At 41.7% G+C, this 16088-nt stretch carries 14 protein-coding genes; 4 read left to right on the forward strand and 10 right to left on the reverse strand.

The annotated features are described in order from the left end of the window. Positions 1–30: 30 nt before the first annotated feature. From LX64_RS24010 to LX64_RS24030, 5 genes are all read right to left on the reverse strand, one after another. A complete protein-coding gene (locus LX64_RS24010; RefSeq protein WP_111600247.1) occupies positions 31–594 on the reverse strand; it encodes an NADH-quinone oxidoreductase subunit B in 564 nt (187 codons plus the stop codon). A gap of 206 nt (positions 595–800) precedes the next feature. After that, on the reverse strand, positions 801–1196 hold the full coding sequence (locus LX64_RS24015) for an NADH-quinone oxidoreductase subunit A (RefSeq protein WP_111600248.1): 396 nt from the start codon (positions 1194–1196) through the stop codon (positions 801–803). A 629-nt stretch (positions 1197–1825) separates the two neighbouring features. Beyond that, positions 1826–3580 (reverse strand): tetratricopeptide repeat protein, encoded by a 1755-nt coding sequence (locus LX64_RS24020; protein WP_111600249.1) that lies wholly within the window; start codon positions 3578–3580, stop codon positions 1826–1828. A gap of 370 nt (positions 3581–3950) precedes the next feature. Next, positions 3951–5663, reverse strand: a complete 1713-nt coding sequence (locus LX64_RS24025; RefSeq protein WP_111600250.1) for a tetratricopeptide repeat protein — start codon at positions 5661–5663, stop codon at positions 3951–3953. Between the two features lie 56 nt (positions 5664–5719). Further along, positions 5720–6637, reverse strand: coding sequence for a PstS family phosphate ABC transporter substrate-binding protein (locus tag LX64_RS24030; protein ID WP_111600251.1), 918 nt, complete (start codon positions 6635–6637; stop codon positions 5720–5722). A 640-nt stretch (positions 6638–7277) separates the two neighbouring features. Here LX64_RS24030 and LX64_RS24040 point away from each other — a divergent pair. The 4 genes from LX64_RS24040 (at position 7278) to LX64_RS24055 (ending at position 9788) form a co-directional block, all read left to right on the forward strand. Continuing rightward, positions 7278–7724: a low molecular weight protein-tyrosine-phosphatase gene (locus LX64_RS24040; protein ID WP_111600253.1), complete on the forward strand. Its 447-nt coding sequence runs from the start codon at positions 7278–7280 to the stop codon at positions 7722–7724. A gap of 21 nt (positions 7725–7745) precedes the next feature. Continuing rightward, on the forward strand, positions 7746–9095 hold the full coding sequence (gene hisS / locus LX64_RS24045) for a histidine--tRNA ligase (RefSeq protein WP_111600254.1): 1350 nt from the start codon (positions 7746–7748) through the stop codon (positions 9093–9095). A gap of 108 nt (positions 9096–9203) precedes the next feature. After that, positions 9204–9560: a bleomycin resistance protein gene (locus tag LX64_RS24050; RefSeq protein WP_111600268.1), complete on the forward strand. Its 357-nt coding sequence runs from the start codon at positions 9204–9206 to the stop codon at positions 9558–9560. A gap of 12 nt (positions 9561–9572) precedes the next feature. Next, on the forward strand, positions 9573–9788 hold the full coding sequence (locus LX64_RS24055) for a hypothetical protein (RefSeq protein WP_111600255.1): 216 nt from the start codon (positions 9573–9575) through the stop codon (positions 9786–9788). Between the two features lie 1153 nt (positions 9789–10941). Here the strand turns inward: LX64_RS24055 and LX64_RS24065 are convergent. The 5 genes from LX64_RS24065 to LX64_RS24085 form a co-directional block, all read right to left on the reverse strand. Next, positions 10942–11895, reverse strand: a complete 954-nt coding sequence (locus LX64_RS24065; RefSeq protein ID WP_111600257.1) for an SDR family oxidoreductase — start codon at positions 11893–11895, stop codon at positions 10942–10944. A gap of 121 nt (positions 11896–12016) precedes the next feature. Then, positions 12017–12502, reverse strand: a complete 486-nt coding sequence (locus LX64_RS24070; RefSeq protein WP_111600258.1) for a YdeI/OmpD-associated family protein — start codon at positions 12500–12502, stop codon at positions 12017–12019. A 5-nt stretch (positions 12503–12507) separates the two neighbouring features. After that, positions 12508–14319, reverse strand: coding sequence for a M2 family metallopeptidase (locus LX64_RS24075; RefSeq protein WP_111600259.1), 1812 nt, complete (start codon positions 14317–14319; stop codon positions 12508–12510). 172 nt (positions 14320–14491) lie between these two features. Further along, entirely contained in the window at positions 14492–14848 is a 357-nt protein-coding gene (locus tag LX64_RS24080; protein ID WP_148707440.1) for a hypothetical protein, read from the reverse strand. A gap of 378 nt (positions 14849–15226) precedes the next feature. Continuing rightward, positions 15227–15904: a hypothetical protein gene (locus tag LX64_RS24085; RefSeq protein ID WP_111600261.1), complete on the reverse strand. Its 678-nt coding sequence runs from the start codon at positions 15902–15904 to the stop codon at positions 15227–15229. Between the last annotated feature and the right edge of the window lie 184 nt (positions 15905–16088).

The raw sequence follows: 16088 nt of genomic DNA on the forward strand, positions 1-16088 counted from the left end.
ACCTATACAAAAAAGAAAAACTCTTAACGGTTATTGAATACCGTAAGAGTTCATTAATTCTTTGTATTTATCAGAATGTCTTCTACGAAGACTCTCATTGTGTACTAAGTTCTGAATTTGCATGAAACCGTCGAGAATAGCTTCAGGACGAGGAGGGCAACCTGGTACGTATACGTCTACCGGGATCACTTGGTCGATACCTTGTAAAACCGAGTAAGTATCGAAGATACCACCGCTCGATGCACAAGCACCTACTGCCATTACCCAACGAGGCTCAGCCATTTGAACGTATACTTGGCGTAAAACCGGTGCCATTTTCTTAGAAATGGTACCCATCACCATTAAAAGGTCACACTGGCGAGGTGTAAAACCCAAACGTTCAGCACCAAAACGTGCTAAATCGTAAGTCGCCGCCATGGTAGCCATGAATTCAATACCACAACAAGAAGTCGCGAAAGGTAAAGGCCAGATCGAGTTAGCACGAGCCAAACCAATAGCTTTATCGAAACTTGTGGCATAAAATCCTTCACCAGAATAACCTTCTGGCATATCTACCACTTTCACTTTTGTATTAAACTGGACCGGACGTGACATCTTCCTTTGAATTAAATCGTGTGAAAAAGAAAAGTAGTTTTTGCGTGGTGCAAATCCAATAAGATTCGCTCCTCTACAAAGGTCCTTACTTTCCTGGTACTATACTAATAAAGGATCGAAAGTGCGGTAAAATTTAACTTTTTCGCCCTCATCGCTTCCTTAATCTATCAAATTTGCTTCTCTACGGGTATTTGCAGCCCGTTAAATTAATCTTCCCACTTAAGGGCACCCTTCTTAATGATATAAGTAAAGCCCAACAAGAAAAAGGCTACGAACATCACCACTGCCAAAAATCCATCAAAACCCAACTCCCTGAAATTAACAGCGTAAGGGTAGAAAAAGATGACCTCTACGTCGAACAATACGAACAAAATAGCGGTCAAAAAGTATTTAATGGCAACAGGCTGGCGGGCATTACCGCGCTGTTCGATACCGCTCTCGAAGTTGATGAGCTTATCACTTGTTTTACGGGTAGGACCTAACAAGTGGGTACCAATCATGGTTAAGGCAACAAATCCTACCGCCGCTACCAATTGCAATAAAATTGGAATATAGCTAGCGGGCGTGTTGCTAACAGACAAAAATTCAGTGGCTAAATACATAAGCTTCCCGGTATAAAGTTCTCCGAATTCGCAAAAATACTGCAACAATGGGAAAATACAAACCTATGTTAAAGTAAAACCTTATTATTTTTTTGTATATGTAAGCAGGTAATATATGTTAACAATATGGGTAATAATTACCATGTTTTTTCAGCAATACGCTGTAACTGTTTGTGGGGTTGATTTGACGACGAACCACATTAGGCGTTTAAACAATTATTTACCTTATTTAGCCCCATTTTCACCCCCTACCCTAGCCCAAAAATTTTTTAAATAGTAACAAAATAAGTTCCAATCCTTTCAATAAATTTTGAAAGTTTTGGTTAAAAAATCAGTTTTTCTTACCTGGAAATCGAAATTTTCAAATGGAGTTTCTAAAGTTTCCAGCCCTTTTTGTGGTATCCAACCGGGTCAATTTGGCAGGAATTTCTGATTCGTTCTTGGGAGATAACCTCCTTCTTTTCTTTCACCCAACTTTCCTTGATCAAAATACCTGCTTTACATGGGAAACACCTATTACTTGCCCGTACGTAATAATGCCTTAAGGGGTATTTCACGACAGTTATCCACATAAAAAAACCACCTCCAAAGCAGGAAGTGGTTTTCTATTGTTTAGCCAGTTAATGCTATTATCGAGTACCTGTGCTTCTTGTACCGCTACGAGGAGCGGTATTGCCCGCAGGTGTTCTCATGATATCTTTAATTTGTCGCAAAGCTTCGCTCGTTGGATCTAGTGGCTCCAATTTCTGCATAAAGGCCTGCATTTGGGCTTTATCGTCTTTGTTATAATAATATACCATGCTGTACGTATAGGCTTTAATTAAGCCTGCTTTGTTCTTTGCAGGGTCGCCTTCCGCCATGGAGATATATTTTGCAAAGTATGGCAATGCAACACCGGTTTTTGCTTCTACGTCTTTACCGGCATTCGCCATACCCCTCCAGTAATAACCGGTGGTAAGGTCTGGGAATTTATCGGATAAAGCTGCAAATGCCACATCTGCTTTATTCAGCATGTTAGTATCTGTACGGGCTTCGCTAGCGGAAGCACGGTAGTAGCTTAAACCTACGTTGTAATAATCAATGGCAGTTGGATTCTCTTTGTTTTTCAATTTGAAATCCACCAGTTTTTGGTACCAGTCGCCGGCTTTATCGAATACGCGGGCATTGGTAAATGCTTTTGCTACTGATTCGATACGATCCACATCTTGGGTAGTATCTAAGCTGGCGAATTTCTCTAGGTAAGCCAATGCTTTTTGGTCGTTCGCCACTTGTGCAGCAGAATCGGCTAATTTCTGGCGGCTATAGATTTCGCTCAACAATTTGTAATCCAATGGTTCCAATTTGCTTTCGCCAACGGTAGAAACGTATGTATCCATCGTTTTCTTCGCGTTAATGGAATCACCTTTTTGTAAATATGCATCGGCGATTAAACGGGTTAGTTTCGTTTTATAGCCTTCATTTGCGATGGGTAATAAGCTTTGTGCCTTCGTAATCGCTCCTGCGTAATCATGGTCGAAGAACATGATAGAGGATAAGAAGTATTCGTTCTTAATACGATCTTGAGGATCAGCTACTTCCAAGTATTTTTGTAAGTATTGTTTCGCCTTTGGAAGGTCGAATTGACCTTGTTTTTGGGTGAAGTAGAATTGGTACAACTCGTAATATGCAGGGGCATATTGCGGGTCTACTTGCGTAGCTTTCGTGAAATCGTTCACGGCAGCTTGTAATAATTTCGCGTTGTAGTTAACCAAACCTTGCTTCATAACGGCTTCTGCATTCTTCGGGTCGAGCTCGATAGCTTTATCATAAGCTTCGATGGCTTTACCGCCATTTTCACCACCTAGGAAACGGTATGCATCTCCTAGCTCGATATAATCGGCTGCTGTGGGGGTATATTGATCTTTTTTCTTAATTCCTGTATTATCGAAGAGTTTCAACATCGTAGCCAAAGCAAATGGGCGATCGCCGCCTTTGGTTTCGGTGTTGGCATCGGCAATAGCGCGGGCTACGTCGCCATTTTTACCATTCGTTGCGGCGGTAGCGGCATCGAATTTTTGGCGGGCAGCGGCAGCGTTGCCTTTAATAAGGTCCATACGACCTAATCCTACCTGTAATAAAGGAGAATTGGGGATGGCGGTTAATCCCTTCTGGAATGTGGCTTCAGCTCCCGGCCTATCTTCCAGTCCCAATTGTGAGAACCCGAGGTAGTAAAAACCACGATCATCGGTAGGTTTTGCGGCAACAACTTTTTCAAATTCTTGCTTTGCTTGGGCAAAATTACCGTAATAGATTTTTTTCAACCCATCGTCCACTGATTGAGCCATTGCGCCGTTCGCTAGGAATAAAAATCCACCTGCTATTAATAATCTGTTCCTAATATTCATGAGCTAAATGATTTTCGGTGTTTAACTATTTTATAAAGATGTTTTAATAGAATGATCGAGCCAATGAAGGGGGAGGCGGCAATGCATGGTGTTCTAAGTAATAAGTGTTTCTTACGCTTCCAAACCCTTCGCTTACAATGTGTAAGCTGGATGGCCTGGTATTCCTATCTAAAAAAATAATGCCAAAAATCTTTAACAAGACCAATTTTGCCGTTTATCCTTCAGAAATTACCGATGGTTTAACAAATGGTATTAATACAATATACGGCATAAATCGGTTTAATCCTACACAGAAAAAGTTAAAATAGGCTGCAAAAAAAGCGCGCCAAAGCAAAGCCTTGGCGCGCGTTATAAAGCAATTATTTAGTGATTATTTGCTCTTAGTTTGGGTAGTTTTAGAACCGGCAGCTGGAGCTGGTTTAGCAGCTTGTGAATAGCTCTCTTTAATTTGAGCAGCTGTTTCGTTCGCTGGGTCTAATGCTAAAACTTTATCCAAGTAAACAGTTGTTTGTTCTTTGTTCTCAGCATGGTAGTTGTTCAACATCATGTAAGTGTAAGCAAACAATAAGTTTTTCTTGTTTTTATCAGCTTCTGGTTCAGCCAACTCGATGTACTTGGTGAAGGCAGCTTTTGGCTTGTCGTCTTTACCGGTCAAATCTTGGTAGAATTGAGCATTACCGAGGTGGTAGAAGCCTAATGGCTGTGTTGGGTATTTTTCAGTGAAACTAACCCAAGTTTGTTCTGCTTGTGTATAGTTTTTAGAAGCGTGTTCGTAAACGCCTTTGAAGAAAAGGTCGTTGATCGCTTGGCTATTATCTTTGAATTCAGCCAATTTACCGAACCATTCAGCCGCTTTAGCCCAGTTACGTTGCGTTTTGAACGCTTCTACTGTTTCGCGGTAACGATCGATATCTGGTGTGTCGCTCAAAGCATATTTCTCGATGTAGTTAACAGCGAGTACTGCGTTATTCGCTTGTGTAGCTGAATCTTCAGATTTCAATTTAGTGTAGATAGCAGACAACAATTTGTAGTCCATTGCCTCCAACTTAGATTCACCAATTGCTTGTACGCGGGCGTCCATTACTTTCTTAGCGTTCAAAGAATCGCCTTGTTGTAAGTAAGAATCGGAGATCAAACGTTGCAATTTGCCTTTGTAGCTATCATTTGCTTTCGGCATTAATGATTCAGCTTTAGCAATAGCACCTTTGTAGTCGTGATCGTAGAACATGATCGATGATAAGAAGTATTCGTTCTTAACGAGATCAGTTTGATCAGCCACTGCTAAATATTTCTGTAAGTAATTTTTAGCGTTGGCTAATGAGAATTGACGAGGTTTTGGTGTGTAGTAGAATTGATACAATTCGAAGTAAGCAGGACCATAGTTTTCGTCTATGTTCGTTGCTTTCGTCATATCAGCTACTGCTGCTTCTAACAATTTCGCATTGTAGTTTACGAAACCTTGTTTCAATACAGCTTCTGCATTCTTTGGATCAAGTACGATAGCTTGATCGTAAGCTTCGATTGCTTTACCACCGTTTTCACCACCGAGGTAACGGTAAGCGTCACCTAACTCGATATAATCGGCTGCAGTTGCAGTGTATTGTTCTTTTCTTTTGCGGCCTTCGTTGTTCAACAACGTTTGCATTACGCTTAATGCATAACCTCTGTCGCCACCACTTACTTCTGTGTTTGCGTCAGCGATCGCACGAGCAACATCACCGTTTCTACCTTGCGTAGCTGTGCTAGCAGCTTCGAATTTCTGCTTAGCTTCCGCTTTATTCCCATTTAATAAGTCGATGCGGCCTAAACCTGCGGTTAATAATGGAGAATTAGGAACTGCTGTTAACCCTTTTGAGAACGCTGCAGCGGCAGCTGCTTTGTTTTCCAAGCCGAGTTCGGAAATACCTAAATAATAGTAGGCTTTGTCTTCAGTTGGCTTTGCTGCAATTACTTTTTCGAAATCTGTTTTGGCGGATTGATATTTGCCGTAATACAAATTTTTCAAACCGTCTTCTACAGATTGTGCCATGGCCCCGTTGGCGATGCAGAGCATTGCAACAAGAATACTGTTCCTTCTGTTCATGAGCAACCTGGTTTTTTTAATTGTGTATGTGTTTGTTTACGTTAGCATAGTTCACACTATTTCAAGTTGGCGTCCCTAAATACGATATTCAATCGTTTTGGAAAAAGCTTGAAGCGACCGATGATTTTCTGACCCGGTTCACTTCCTAAAAAGCTGGCAAATCCTGAGCCCAGACCTTGGTATGGCTCTTTAAGCACGTAGTTCATAGTCCTAGTTAATGGATATGCTCTCGTGGCTATATATACTTGAAACGGTTTAACGAATTCGGTGTAATTGTCGGCACGTAGTGCACAAACAGTTACTTTACTGATGAAATTAATCGTTCTCACGTCGTTGGTATCAGAGATCCAATTCACGCCGATAATACCGATTGCATTCTTATTTTTCGCTACATAATCTACCACTTCTGGGTTCGTTTTTGCGGCCATGGTATTAGCCGGCAATGGTTTCCCGCCGTTGATAGAGTCGATGATATAGCGAACGGTGCTAGAGTTTTGATTGTCGAACACAAGTTGGAATTGCTTCTCGTATGTGCCGTTCATGATTTTACGCACTTGTTCCATGGTGAATACTGAATCGGGATTCTCTTTATTCACCACCAAAGCCAAGGCATCCATGGCCAATGTTAAACTCTGCGGCCTAATTTTTATGTTTTTGAAGTAGTCCTGTTCCTCCGCGTTTAAGTCACGGGTTACAATGATCATGCGTGCACTATCTGCAAACATATCTTTGAAACAGTCGGCTTCCGGTTTGTACTCCGCGATGATGTTCGTATTTGGATACTGCGAGTGGAAAACTTTCAATTCCGCTTCAATGAGCGGCTGGTAAGTTTCGTCTACAGATATCTTGATGGTTCCCTTTGTAGGTGTATCAAGCTTGGATTCCGCTGAAGGACCGCCACATGCTGCCATGAAACCGGCGATTGTCACTCCCAATACGTATTTGCTTACGCGCGCAAATGATAAATTCATCATAACTTATGCTCTTTCGTCTTTAGATAATATTCCTGTAATACCTCTGTAGATGCGGAATAATCCATATAGCCCTAAAACGGCACCGATAGCATATCGTACATTCATGGACCAAGACAAATTAATTCCCAATTGCTCGGCAAATACAAACATCAATGCGAACCCTACAAAGAAAAGTCCCCTGATTAATTCGCCTAATGGTCTATACCTATTCCCGCCTCTTGAATTTGAATACTCTTGTCCCATGTTTACTGTGAAAATACAATTATACAAAAAAAACTTACAAACTTACCAACACAAATATTTCAAAATTTGTTATTTCTTCCAGTCCCGGCGCGCTTCTTCGGCCGCAGGCCATTTCCCTATTCCGCATCGAAAATAGCCTCAAACCCGCGCTAATAGCATTAAAACGCTATTTCCCACTTGTTTATATATACCCGCAAGATGTGAAATTGTTGGCTTTGTAATAAAGATGCTACAACATTTTTTTTCCATATTAATTTTTTCCGCTTTTTGTTAAAATATCAACACCACGACGGTTTCCCCCTATTTACTTCCCCCTATCTATAGAGAATGCTGTAAAAAATAGGTAGGTTTGCGGGGCGAAATGTAATCCCGCAACAGCCTTAAACACAATTTTTACATGAAGATCTTAATGGTGTGCTTAGGTAACATTTGCCGATCGCCGCTAGCAGAAGGTATTATGCGTCATCTTGCCGAGGAAAAACACCTCCATTGGGAAATAGATTCCGCAGGTACAGCAAACTACCACGTGGGCGATCCGCCCGATAGGCGCTCTATCCGCGTGGCCAAACAACATGGTATCGATATTGCAACGCTTCGTGGCAGGCAATTTCACCGCGAAGATTTCGACGATTTTGATCACATATTCGTAATGGATCATAACAATTACCGGGCAGTGATTTTGAAAGCAAGAAACGAGGACGATAAAGCAAAGGTGAGCTTACTATTACCGAATCAACAAGAAGTACCCGATCCTTGGTACGACGATGCTTTATTCGAACCTGTTTACAACATGGTGTATACAGCATGTGCAGAGAGATTGCGCGAATTAACAAACAATAAATAATAACATTTAATAGCAATATACATGGTGAAACCTAGCATTCCTAAAGGTACACGCGACTTTGGCCCGGCAGTGGTGAGAAAACGCAATTACATTTTGCAAACCATCCGCGGCGTGTTCGAAGTTTTTGGATTTCAACCACTCGAAACGCCTGCCATGGAGAATTTAACGACGTTGAACGGTAAGTACGGCGAAGAAGGCGATAAGTTAATCTTCAAAATCCTCGACAACGGCGATATCCTAGGAAGAGCACAACAAGCAAAAGATAGCCGCGAACTCGGTGTTCTCCTTTGCGAAAAAGCGTTGAAATATGATCTTACGATTCCTTTCGCCCGCTACGTGGTAATGAATCAACATGAAATCACCTTCCCTTTCAAACGCTACCAAATTCAACCCGTATGGCGCGGCGATCGCCCTGCAAAAGGTCGTTACCGTGAATTCTATCAATGTGATGCCGATGTTGTAGGCAGCAACTCATTGATGAATGAAGTAGAATTATTAAAAATTTATGATACCGTGTTTACTAAATTGGGCATGCACGGCTACCAATTACGTGTGAATAACCGTAAAATCCTCGGTGGCTTGGCAGAACTCGTTGGTAAACCCGAACTAATTACCGATATCACCATTTCTATCGATAAATTAGATAAGATCGGGGAAGATGGCGTAACGAAAGAATTGTTAGAACGTGGCCTGAACGAGGCAGACGTAAAAGTGATCCTAGACTTCATTGCTATCAAAGGCAGCAACAACGAGATCTTGGAGCAATTGAAAGAGGTATTGAAACAATCGGCTACCGGCTTGAAAGGTGTGGAAGAGCTATCCACCGTTTTAAATACGCAGTTGACAAGCTTCAATTCCACTCCTATTATCGATCTTACCCTTGCACGCGGTTTGAATTACTATACCGGCATGATCATCGAGGTGAAGGCACCGGAAACGGTAAAAATGGGTAGTATTGGCGGTGGCGGTCGTTACGACGATTTAACCGGTTTATTCGGCTTACCTGGGGTATCGGGTGTAGGTATTTCTTTTGGTGTAGATAGGATTTATGACGTGTTGGAAGAACTTCAATTATTCCCAGCCACGGCACAACAATCCACGAAAGTGATGTTTATCCACACAGGCGAAGAAAACTTGGCCACAGCGTTCAACCATATGATGAACTTACGTGAGCAAGGTATTGCCGCTGAAATATACCACGAGAATGCAAAAATGGACAAACAGTTCAAGTATGCAGATAAACGAGGAATTCCTTATGTAGCTATTGTTGGCGACAGTGAGAAAGCGGAAGGCAATGTAAGCGTGAAGAACCTTGTTACTGGTCAACAAGAGAAAGTGGCGGCAGCTGATTTGGCTTCTTTCCAATTTTAAAGAATCGAACATTATAATATGCAAAGCACCGTGTAACCGCGGTGCTTTTTTGTTGCCGGCATAATGGGTGCAAGGTTGGCTGAATTGATTAAATTTGGGAAAAAAGCCATGCTTACCTCCATACATCCGAAATTACCCATGCGCGATAAAGGCCAAACGAAGGCTTATTATATCGGAAAATTAGGATTCCGCGACTGTGGCAGTACCGATTACGACGGTTACTTAATGGTGGAGAAAGACAATATTCAAATCCACTTCTTCGAATTCCCGGCCCTTGATCCCCAAGAAAATTACGGCCAAGTGTACATCCGTACGAACGACATCGATCAGCTTTATCAAACCTTGTTAGACAACGAGGTTCCCATCCATCCTAACGGTCCCTTACAAACAAAACCTTGGGGTCAAAAAGAGTTTTCGCTATTAGATCCTGATAATAACCTACTTACATTCGGTCAAGGGGTGTAAATAATTGCTTTTATGGATGTAGAACCCATAAATGGAGTTTACCCGGTGTTGGGTACCAAAAATGGCACCCTTTACATGCTTGTAGCCAGCATAAAAACAGCAGGAACACTTACGATGATGGATCAAATGGCATATAAGGGGAAACCAAAGGAATTGTATAGAGGAATAGCAGGTAACCCAAGGTGTGCATCGAATAAAATACGGAAATACAAAGGCGCTGTAACGTAGATACACGGCCGATTTCAAGGCAAACTACAGAGAAACTACAGAGAAGTTACAGAGGAACTACAGAGCCGCTACAGAGAAGGTACGGGCAGGAAAGCATAAAGTATTGATAAATAATATATTAGGCCATACACCTATTAGGGAAATGCCTTTGATGTAGGATGCTAAAGTGAAGATTCGCGCTATCTTGTACAACAATTGAACTATAACACGATGATCTAAAAAAGCCGGGGCTTATTAACGCAATAGGAGCTAGATTAGGATACCGGTTAACCTTCGTAAAGGTATTTACATTCAACTACTTAAAGTTACAAAAAATAGCCATCTTCTTACTTCAGTGGCTATAAAATCTTACTTATCTTATATAACGGGATACGCAGGCTACAACAGTTTGAGCAGCGCGTACTTTAAGGAGAACAGGAAGGAAAAGACCTGTTGTTGCCTTTGTATCCCGGAATGATGTGAATATGTTGCAGCCGGTTTGCGAATAAGCATTGTGGGGGTAACAATTTCCATCATTGGAAACGGGTTAACAGTTCTAAGGAACTTGCTTATACAGCAACCCGGCTGGACAACATTGCATACTAATTTTACCCGGGCCCCTGCGGGATTCACAGGCTGTATTTACTGCTTGCATAAACAAACAGACGGCATAGGTTAAATGGAAAAGGAAAAACTGCTTCTTCCCGCCATGGTTCCCGGTAAAAATATTGTTGATTCAGTTAGCCTTGTTGGTCCGAGATGCTTGTACTACGTTTATAATAGGGGTTACCTGTACCTGTAAACGATAGTAACAAAATGTGAATAACATGGGATAACAGGAGGTAGTACTTGCATCCCGGCATTCAACAAGGGTTTATAGCTAAGCTGAGAAAATGTTCTTTTTGTATTTGATAATCGCTACAGGATACTTGGTGACTTAAAAAAATGGGATCACCCTTGGGTTAACAAACGCTACTTGTGAGCATTCAAGTAGTTCTTTTTTTACCTGGTTCTTTGTCTTTTATTGGAATCTTAGGAGTTGGGATAGATGATTAACTCCATTCTTCCAAGTTCAAGTACCCTGCTTAGATTATCAAAGGGCTAACAGTGCGTGCTGCCTTGAGCATCGGAACAACACGCGTATATATATTCGGCTTTGAATGTTTACTAATGATTATTCCCAAGCGTTCACATCTCCGAGCGTAATGCCGCCGAGTAGTTTACAATAACTGTAAAACTCATCGTCGAGCTTTTTATAATCGTACTTCGGGATATGCTGCTTTACATAGTTTCCCCAGTGTGGGCTGTTACCGTCAATATCTGTGAAACCGAACGTGGTGGATAAATCCCAAGAACTAAACACACGCCCCGATTTGCTGGCAATATTGGGATCAGCTGCTAAGGCGGCTACTGCGCGACCTACAAAATAGGGTGTTTCACTGGCTATGAAATTAGGATCACGTTTTGTTCCTTCTTGCCAATTTTCTTCCCTCACACCAAATAAATCAAGCATGGCCTCCGAACGCAGAAATCCCGGTGTAACGGCTACTGCATGTATATGTTCTTTTTTCAACTCTTCCGACATGCTAAATGCTAAGCGGATAATCGTTGTTTTTATTAAATCGTAAAATAAATTCCCCCGGTAGAAAAATCCATCTCCATCCGTAATCTCTACCACCAACCCGTTTTGCTGTTGAATCATTAATGGTACAGCGTATTTGCTGGTTATAAGATGTGTGTGAATGGCAGTTTGCATCATCTGGAAACCTTTATTCATATCCAACTCCCAAAACTTCTTACCCCACTCTAACAAATCATCTCCACCCCAAATATCATTCACCAAAATATCAACCCTACCTACCTCTTTTGTAAACCCTTCAAAGAACAATTTTACAGCCGCCTCATCCCTATGATCCAATACAACCGGGATACCTTTCCCTCCCGCTGCTGTCACCATCTCTGCTGTTTCCTCGATCGTTTCAGGTCGCACGTTGGTTGCATTATTACGGGAACTTCTTCCCGTGCAATACACTGTTGCACCTGCTTCACCTAGCATACAAGCAATTCCTCTTCCGGCGCCGCGCGTAGCACCCGCTACAATCGCAATTTTGTCTTTCAGTAGTTGCATGATGTAAAATTACACGCTCGTCACGCACTGTATATGCGTACCGACAGCTGTTATAAAAAAAATTGGCCGCAGTAGCTACAACCTGCTACCACGGCCAATTACAAGATTATAATCTTACAAATTATTTTGAAGATTTAAAGGTTAACCCGCGGGCTAAACGGTTCACCGATGCGGCCATCCGGTCGACTTGCTGTTCGTCGATTTTGGTTTCAAAAATCCAGTCGATGTACGCCTTTTGTTCCCTCTTATTTAACTGTTGATAAAACACCAATGCCGCCGGTTCATCTGCTAAGCTTTCCAAAAAATCGGCTTCGCAAGGCGCTGCGAGTTCTTCTTCTGTATACAACACCAATGTCACCCAATCCCCTTCTTCCTTCTTAATCTTTTTACGTATTTCAGCTTTCACGGGTAAGAATAAACTGCCATTTTTCATGGGCATTAAGCTCACTTTCGATAGTGCATAATCGTCGATGGTGCCATATACTTTCAACATCCCGAAGGCTTTCGCCTTGTTGCGATGTTCGTTCCCAATTATTAGGTACGTCCAGCCGCCTTTCATTTGCATCCGCTGCAACTGCAATTGCTCGTTCACGATCGGTGTAGGCATTCTTATTATATTTTCTCCGGAAGGGTATAGTTTCTTCCTGCGTTTACATGTTTTAAATAGGTCATGAGTGGTGCGAAATAATCAACCATGGCTTGTGCACTCATATCTTGACCAATAGAAGTTTTTAACAACGACTGCCAACTTACGCTAGCGCCGGGCTCCATTACTTTCTTCAAGAAATTGCCCACTTCTTTATTGCCCCAATAATTGGTTGCATGCGGGTCCTGGTGAAGGATATTTTTAGCGATATAATCGTGAAATTGGAAAACGAGTACGTTCGCAATGGAGTAATCATAATATTGGGCAGCATCGTCGTTGATGTGTGTTTTAGTAGCTGCATCACAATATATTTCACCTCTTTCAGTAGGCGGTTCGATGCCTTGGTATTTTTTCACTAAATCCCACCAGGTACGGTTATACGCAGATTGGGGAATTTTCTTCACATATAGTTGATATTCGAACTCTGTCATTACACCCGATCCCCAAGGAATATGCACCACGTAGTCGAGCGCTTCTTGTAATAGTTTTAGCGTATCGTTCGTTTTCGTGTTGGCGGGAATCAAATTACGACCTTCTAAGAAGGGTTTCTGTAAAGAAGCTAGGCCCATCATGGTACCAAATGCCTCGTGGAAGCCACGGTTTGCACCATTTCTAAGCACAAACGGGATGTTAGGGTTGCTGTATGATAAAAAGTAGTAGATATGGCCAAATTCGTGCAATACAGTGCTCCAGTACTCGGTAGTAGGCGTAATGCTTTGTAAAGAGCGTACATCCCTGTTTAAATCAAGATGCCAAGCTGAGGCATGGTTGTTCTTTGAGAAAGGCGAATCTACGGGAACGGAGTATAGGGAGCTTCTTGTCCAGAAGGTTGCCGGTAGGCTATCAAAACCAAGACTGCTGTAGAAATTTTCACCTTCTTTCGCCATCCAAGTCACGCCACGTTCTTTCAATATTTTATCGAAGTTGAGGCCCTCTACTTGTACGAGTGCAGTCCAATCCTGGCCCCAGCGGTTAGGTAGCCAATCGGCGGGCAAATAGGCTGGTACGGGTTGTTTATATTTAGCTGCTAGTTCGTAACGAGCCCATGTATGTAATTCCCTGTATAATGGCCATACTTCGGCAATAAACTTACGCGTAAGTTGCAACACCTCGTCTTCACTCATACCATATTCGCGGGCATTATAATCGAAGAAATTCTTATAACCTAGCGGGGCAACGCTGGCATTGCGGAGATTTTGGAGGGAATCTAAACCTACTTTTAGTGCTTTACCCACTTCTTTACTGGCCGTCCACGCACTACGACGTAATGGTAGGTCGGTAGAAGTAGCTAATATTTCATCGATCTTGCCGGAGGTAACGGGTTTACCATCGATGGTGTACCTAAAACCGTACAAAGCAGCTGTTTGCGTGTTTTGGGCTTTAATTCTTCTTGCTACCACATCGCCGGCCGTTGCGGGTGTGTTACCTGCATAGAACAAGATCGTTTCGAACTGTCGAACTTGCAAAGGCGTTAATGCAGCTGTATCCTTCAAATAATGCTGCGCGCTATCGATGTTTTCTTTGCTGCCGGTGAAATCAGCAAATGCTTTATCCGCGGCATCTGTAATTTGTTGCTGCGTGGTATCGCCTGCTACAATACGCGTATTTAGTTGCCATTGTGCGAGGTTATCTTCATAATAAAGGGCTTGGTATTTTTGATTATAGGCATCAAGGAAAGCCTGTGCATTGGCTTGAGTGGCCTCATTATTCGTAGCTGGTTTACAAGCCGAGAATAGGCATCCAAGCGCAATAGCCGTGGAAATACAAGGATGTTTCATGGTAGTAAGTTATAGTTGTAAATATAAGCTGTTTTGGGGTGATGGGCGTTCTAGCCTTGATAGGGCCGCCGTTGTGTCACTCCCTTGGGGCGAAGGAATGGCGATCATCGATAGTAAAACAAAAAACCTTTCCCCGTAGAGAAAGGCTTTGCTATATAATGCATATGTATGTTTAGTTGGCTTTATTGAATGCTTGGAGTGTTTTAAAAGTTGAGCTGCTCACTTTTACTACTTGAAAAGCAGTACCTGTTTCCAAGGTTACAACGTAAGTTTTATCCCCAGCAGCATCGAATTCACGAACAGACAAGATATTTTGATCAGGGCATTTCTTCATTAACTTTTTAATGACGCTTAATGGTAATTCAGCATCGGAGATATAACGACTAGTAGCTACTTCGTTCCCGTTATCATCAACATAATGAGTAACAGCTTTTACAGCTTTTTTAGCAGATTCGTTTACGCTTGTATTATTAGCAAAAACACTAGCAGAGAAAGTAACAAGGGCGATGAGGATAGTTAAAGTTTTCATATGAATTCGTTTTATAGTTTTTTTGTTTTTGTTTGTTTGATAAGTCAAAGGTATGAACGGTTCAAAACAGGCAAAAACGAATACTTATTAGCGGATGAAAGGCAATATCAAACAAGAAAAGTGTTCGATTTTGTACGAAGTGGACGGTAGATGGTGTATTAGCTAACTTGTTAATTTTAAGCGATTTAGATGAAAGACAATCTTATATTTCTATCTCGTAGCGTTATTCAGCAGGTAAAACGTGGTTCGGGCTAATTGGTAAATGAAAAAAGCGATTTTTCGAGATCGGACGGAAAATCTCAAAAGCGGACGAATCTGTAGCGAATGCTTACCTGTACTATGTTTAAGGTATTATTTGTTGGTATAGAGATAAAAAATCTACCAAGTAAATATATTGGAGAACGCGGCGCTTTTGAATCGTTTAAAACATATAGTAAGCGAATTTCCTTGGAGAGTATGATCAATTGGGGTTTTGGCAATTAAGATTTGATGCGGAGGAATAATTTGATAAGGCATGTTGGTGGCACAGCATATATCCAACCGCGAATGAGTAGGAACCCAAGTGCGTTGATCACTTTTCATAATGATGCCTACGTGTTGTAATGATGTGGATACGCCTAAAAATATAGGCTGGTCACTTCTGTTTTCAAGAAATATAAACATGGCAGGGTAAGCGATGATTGAATCTATTTTCCCAAGTCCTTCATGTACATTCCTATCGTGCCCATAATAAACTCGATCGATATAAGTGTGAGTTGACGTATCTACAAGAACCTTTAAGTTTGAAGAATCAAATGGTTGACAATTATCTAATAAAGGATACATCGCATGCATTTGAGCTTTTACCAGTTCTCTATCATTCATTAATGTTATTGTATCCTTTTTTGTCCCTATATAGTATATAGGCATATGGCCTAACCAATCATCTTTTGTAGTTGTAGATTTCCTTCCTTGTATTGTGTCGATAATTATATAGCCTTGCCATTTATGATGTAGAATTTGCGTATTGGGATTACAGCTGAAGCATAAAATCAGCACGGGAATTAAACGGAGCATAGTAAATAGCTTCTGCTAGGGATGCTGGCGGTTGGGGATTCCATAAATTTCGAGGAGCGTAATTCGATGGTTGCCATCTACCTCGAACAAAAAAGGTCCTAGCCATTGGCTAGGACCTTTTTAAATAAATTACGGCAGCTACCTACTCTCCCGCATTGTGGTGCAGTACCATCGGCCATAAGGG

Source organism: Chitinophaga skermanii (genome assembly GCF_003259335.1).
In the GTDB taxonomy this organism is placed as follows: domain Bacteria; phylum Bacteroidota; class Bacteroidia; order Chitinophagales; family Chitinophagaceae; genus Chitinophaga; species Chitinophaga skermanii.

What these genes read in the sequence shown, in the direction of transcription:
- LX64_RS24010 (WP_111600247.1), bottom strand. Translation starts at nt 594, where the DNA reads ATGTCACGTCCGGTCCAGTTTAATACAAAAGTGAAAGTGGTAGATATG.
- hisS (WP_111600254.1), top strand. Translation starts at nt 7,746, where the DNA reads ATGGTGAAACCTAGCATTCCTAAAGGTACACGCGACTTTGGCCCGGCA.
- LX64_RS24040 (WP_111600253.1), top strand. Translation starts at nt 7,278, where the DNA reads ATGAAGATCTTAATGGTGTGCTTAGGTAACATTTGCCGATCGCCGCTA.
- LX64_RS24050 (WP_111600268.1), top strand. Translation starts at nt 9,204, where the DNA reads ATGCTTACCTCCATACATCCGAAATTACCCATGCGCGATAAAGGCCAA.
- LX64_RS24070 (WP_111600258.1), bottom strand. Translation starts at nt 12,502, where the DNA reads ATGCCTACACCGATCGTGAACGAGCAATTGCAGTTGCAGCGGATGCAA.
- LX64_RS24080 (WP_148707440.1), bottom strand. Translation starts at nt 14,848, where the DNA reads ATGAAAACTTTAACTATCCTCATCGCCCTTGTTACTTTCTCTGCTAGT.
- LX64_RS24065 (WP_111600257.1), bottom strand. Translation starts at nt 11,895, where the DNA reads ATGCAACTACTGAAAGACAAAATTGCGATTGTAGCGGGTGCTACGCGC.
- LX64_RS24025 (WP_111600250.1), bottom strand. Translation starts at nt 5,663, where the DNA reads ATGAACAGAAGGAACAGTATTCTTGTTGCAATGCTCTGCATCGCCAAC.
- LX64_RS24030 (WP_111600251.1), bottom strand. Translation starts at nt 6,637, where the DNA reads ATGATGAATTTATCATTTGCGCGCGTAAGCAAATACGTATTGGGAGTG.
- LX64_RS24020 (WP_111600249.1), bottom strand. Translation starts at nt 3,580, where the DNA reads ATGAATATTAGGAACAGATTATTAATAGCAGGTGGATTTTTATTCCTA.
- LX64_RS24085 (WP_111600261.1), bottom strand. Translation starts at nt 15,904, where the DNA reads ATGCTCCGTTTAATTCCCGTGCTGATTTTATGCTTCAGCTGTAATCCC.
- LX64_RS24055 (WP_111600255.1), top strand. Translation starts at nt 9,573, where the DNA reads ATGGATGTAGAACCCATAAATGGAGTTTACCCGGTGTTGGGTACCAAA.
- LX64_RS24015 (WP_111600248.1), bottom strand. Translation starts at nt 1,196, where the DNA reads ATGTATTTAGCCACTGAATTTTTGTCTGTTAGCAACACGCCCGCTAGC.
- LX64_RS24075 (WP_111600259.1), bottom strand. Translation starts at nt 14,319, where the DNA reads ATGAAACATCCTTGTATTTCCACGGCTATTGCGCTTGGATGCCTATTC.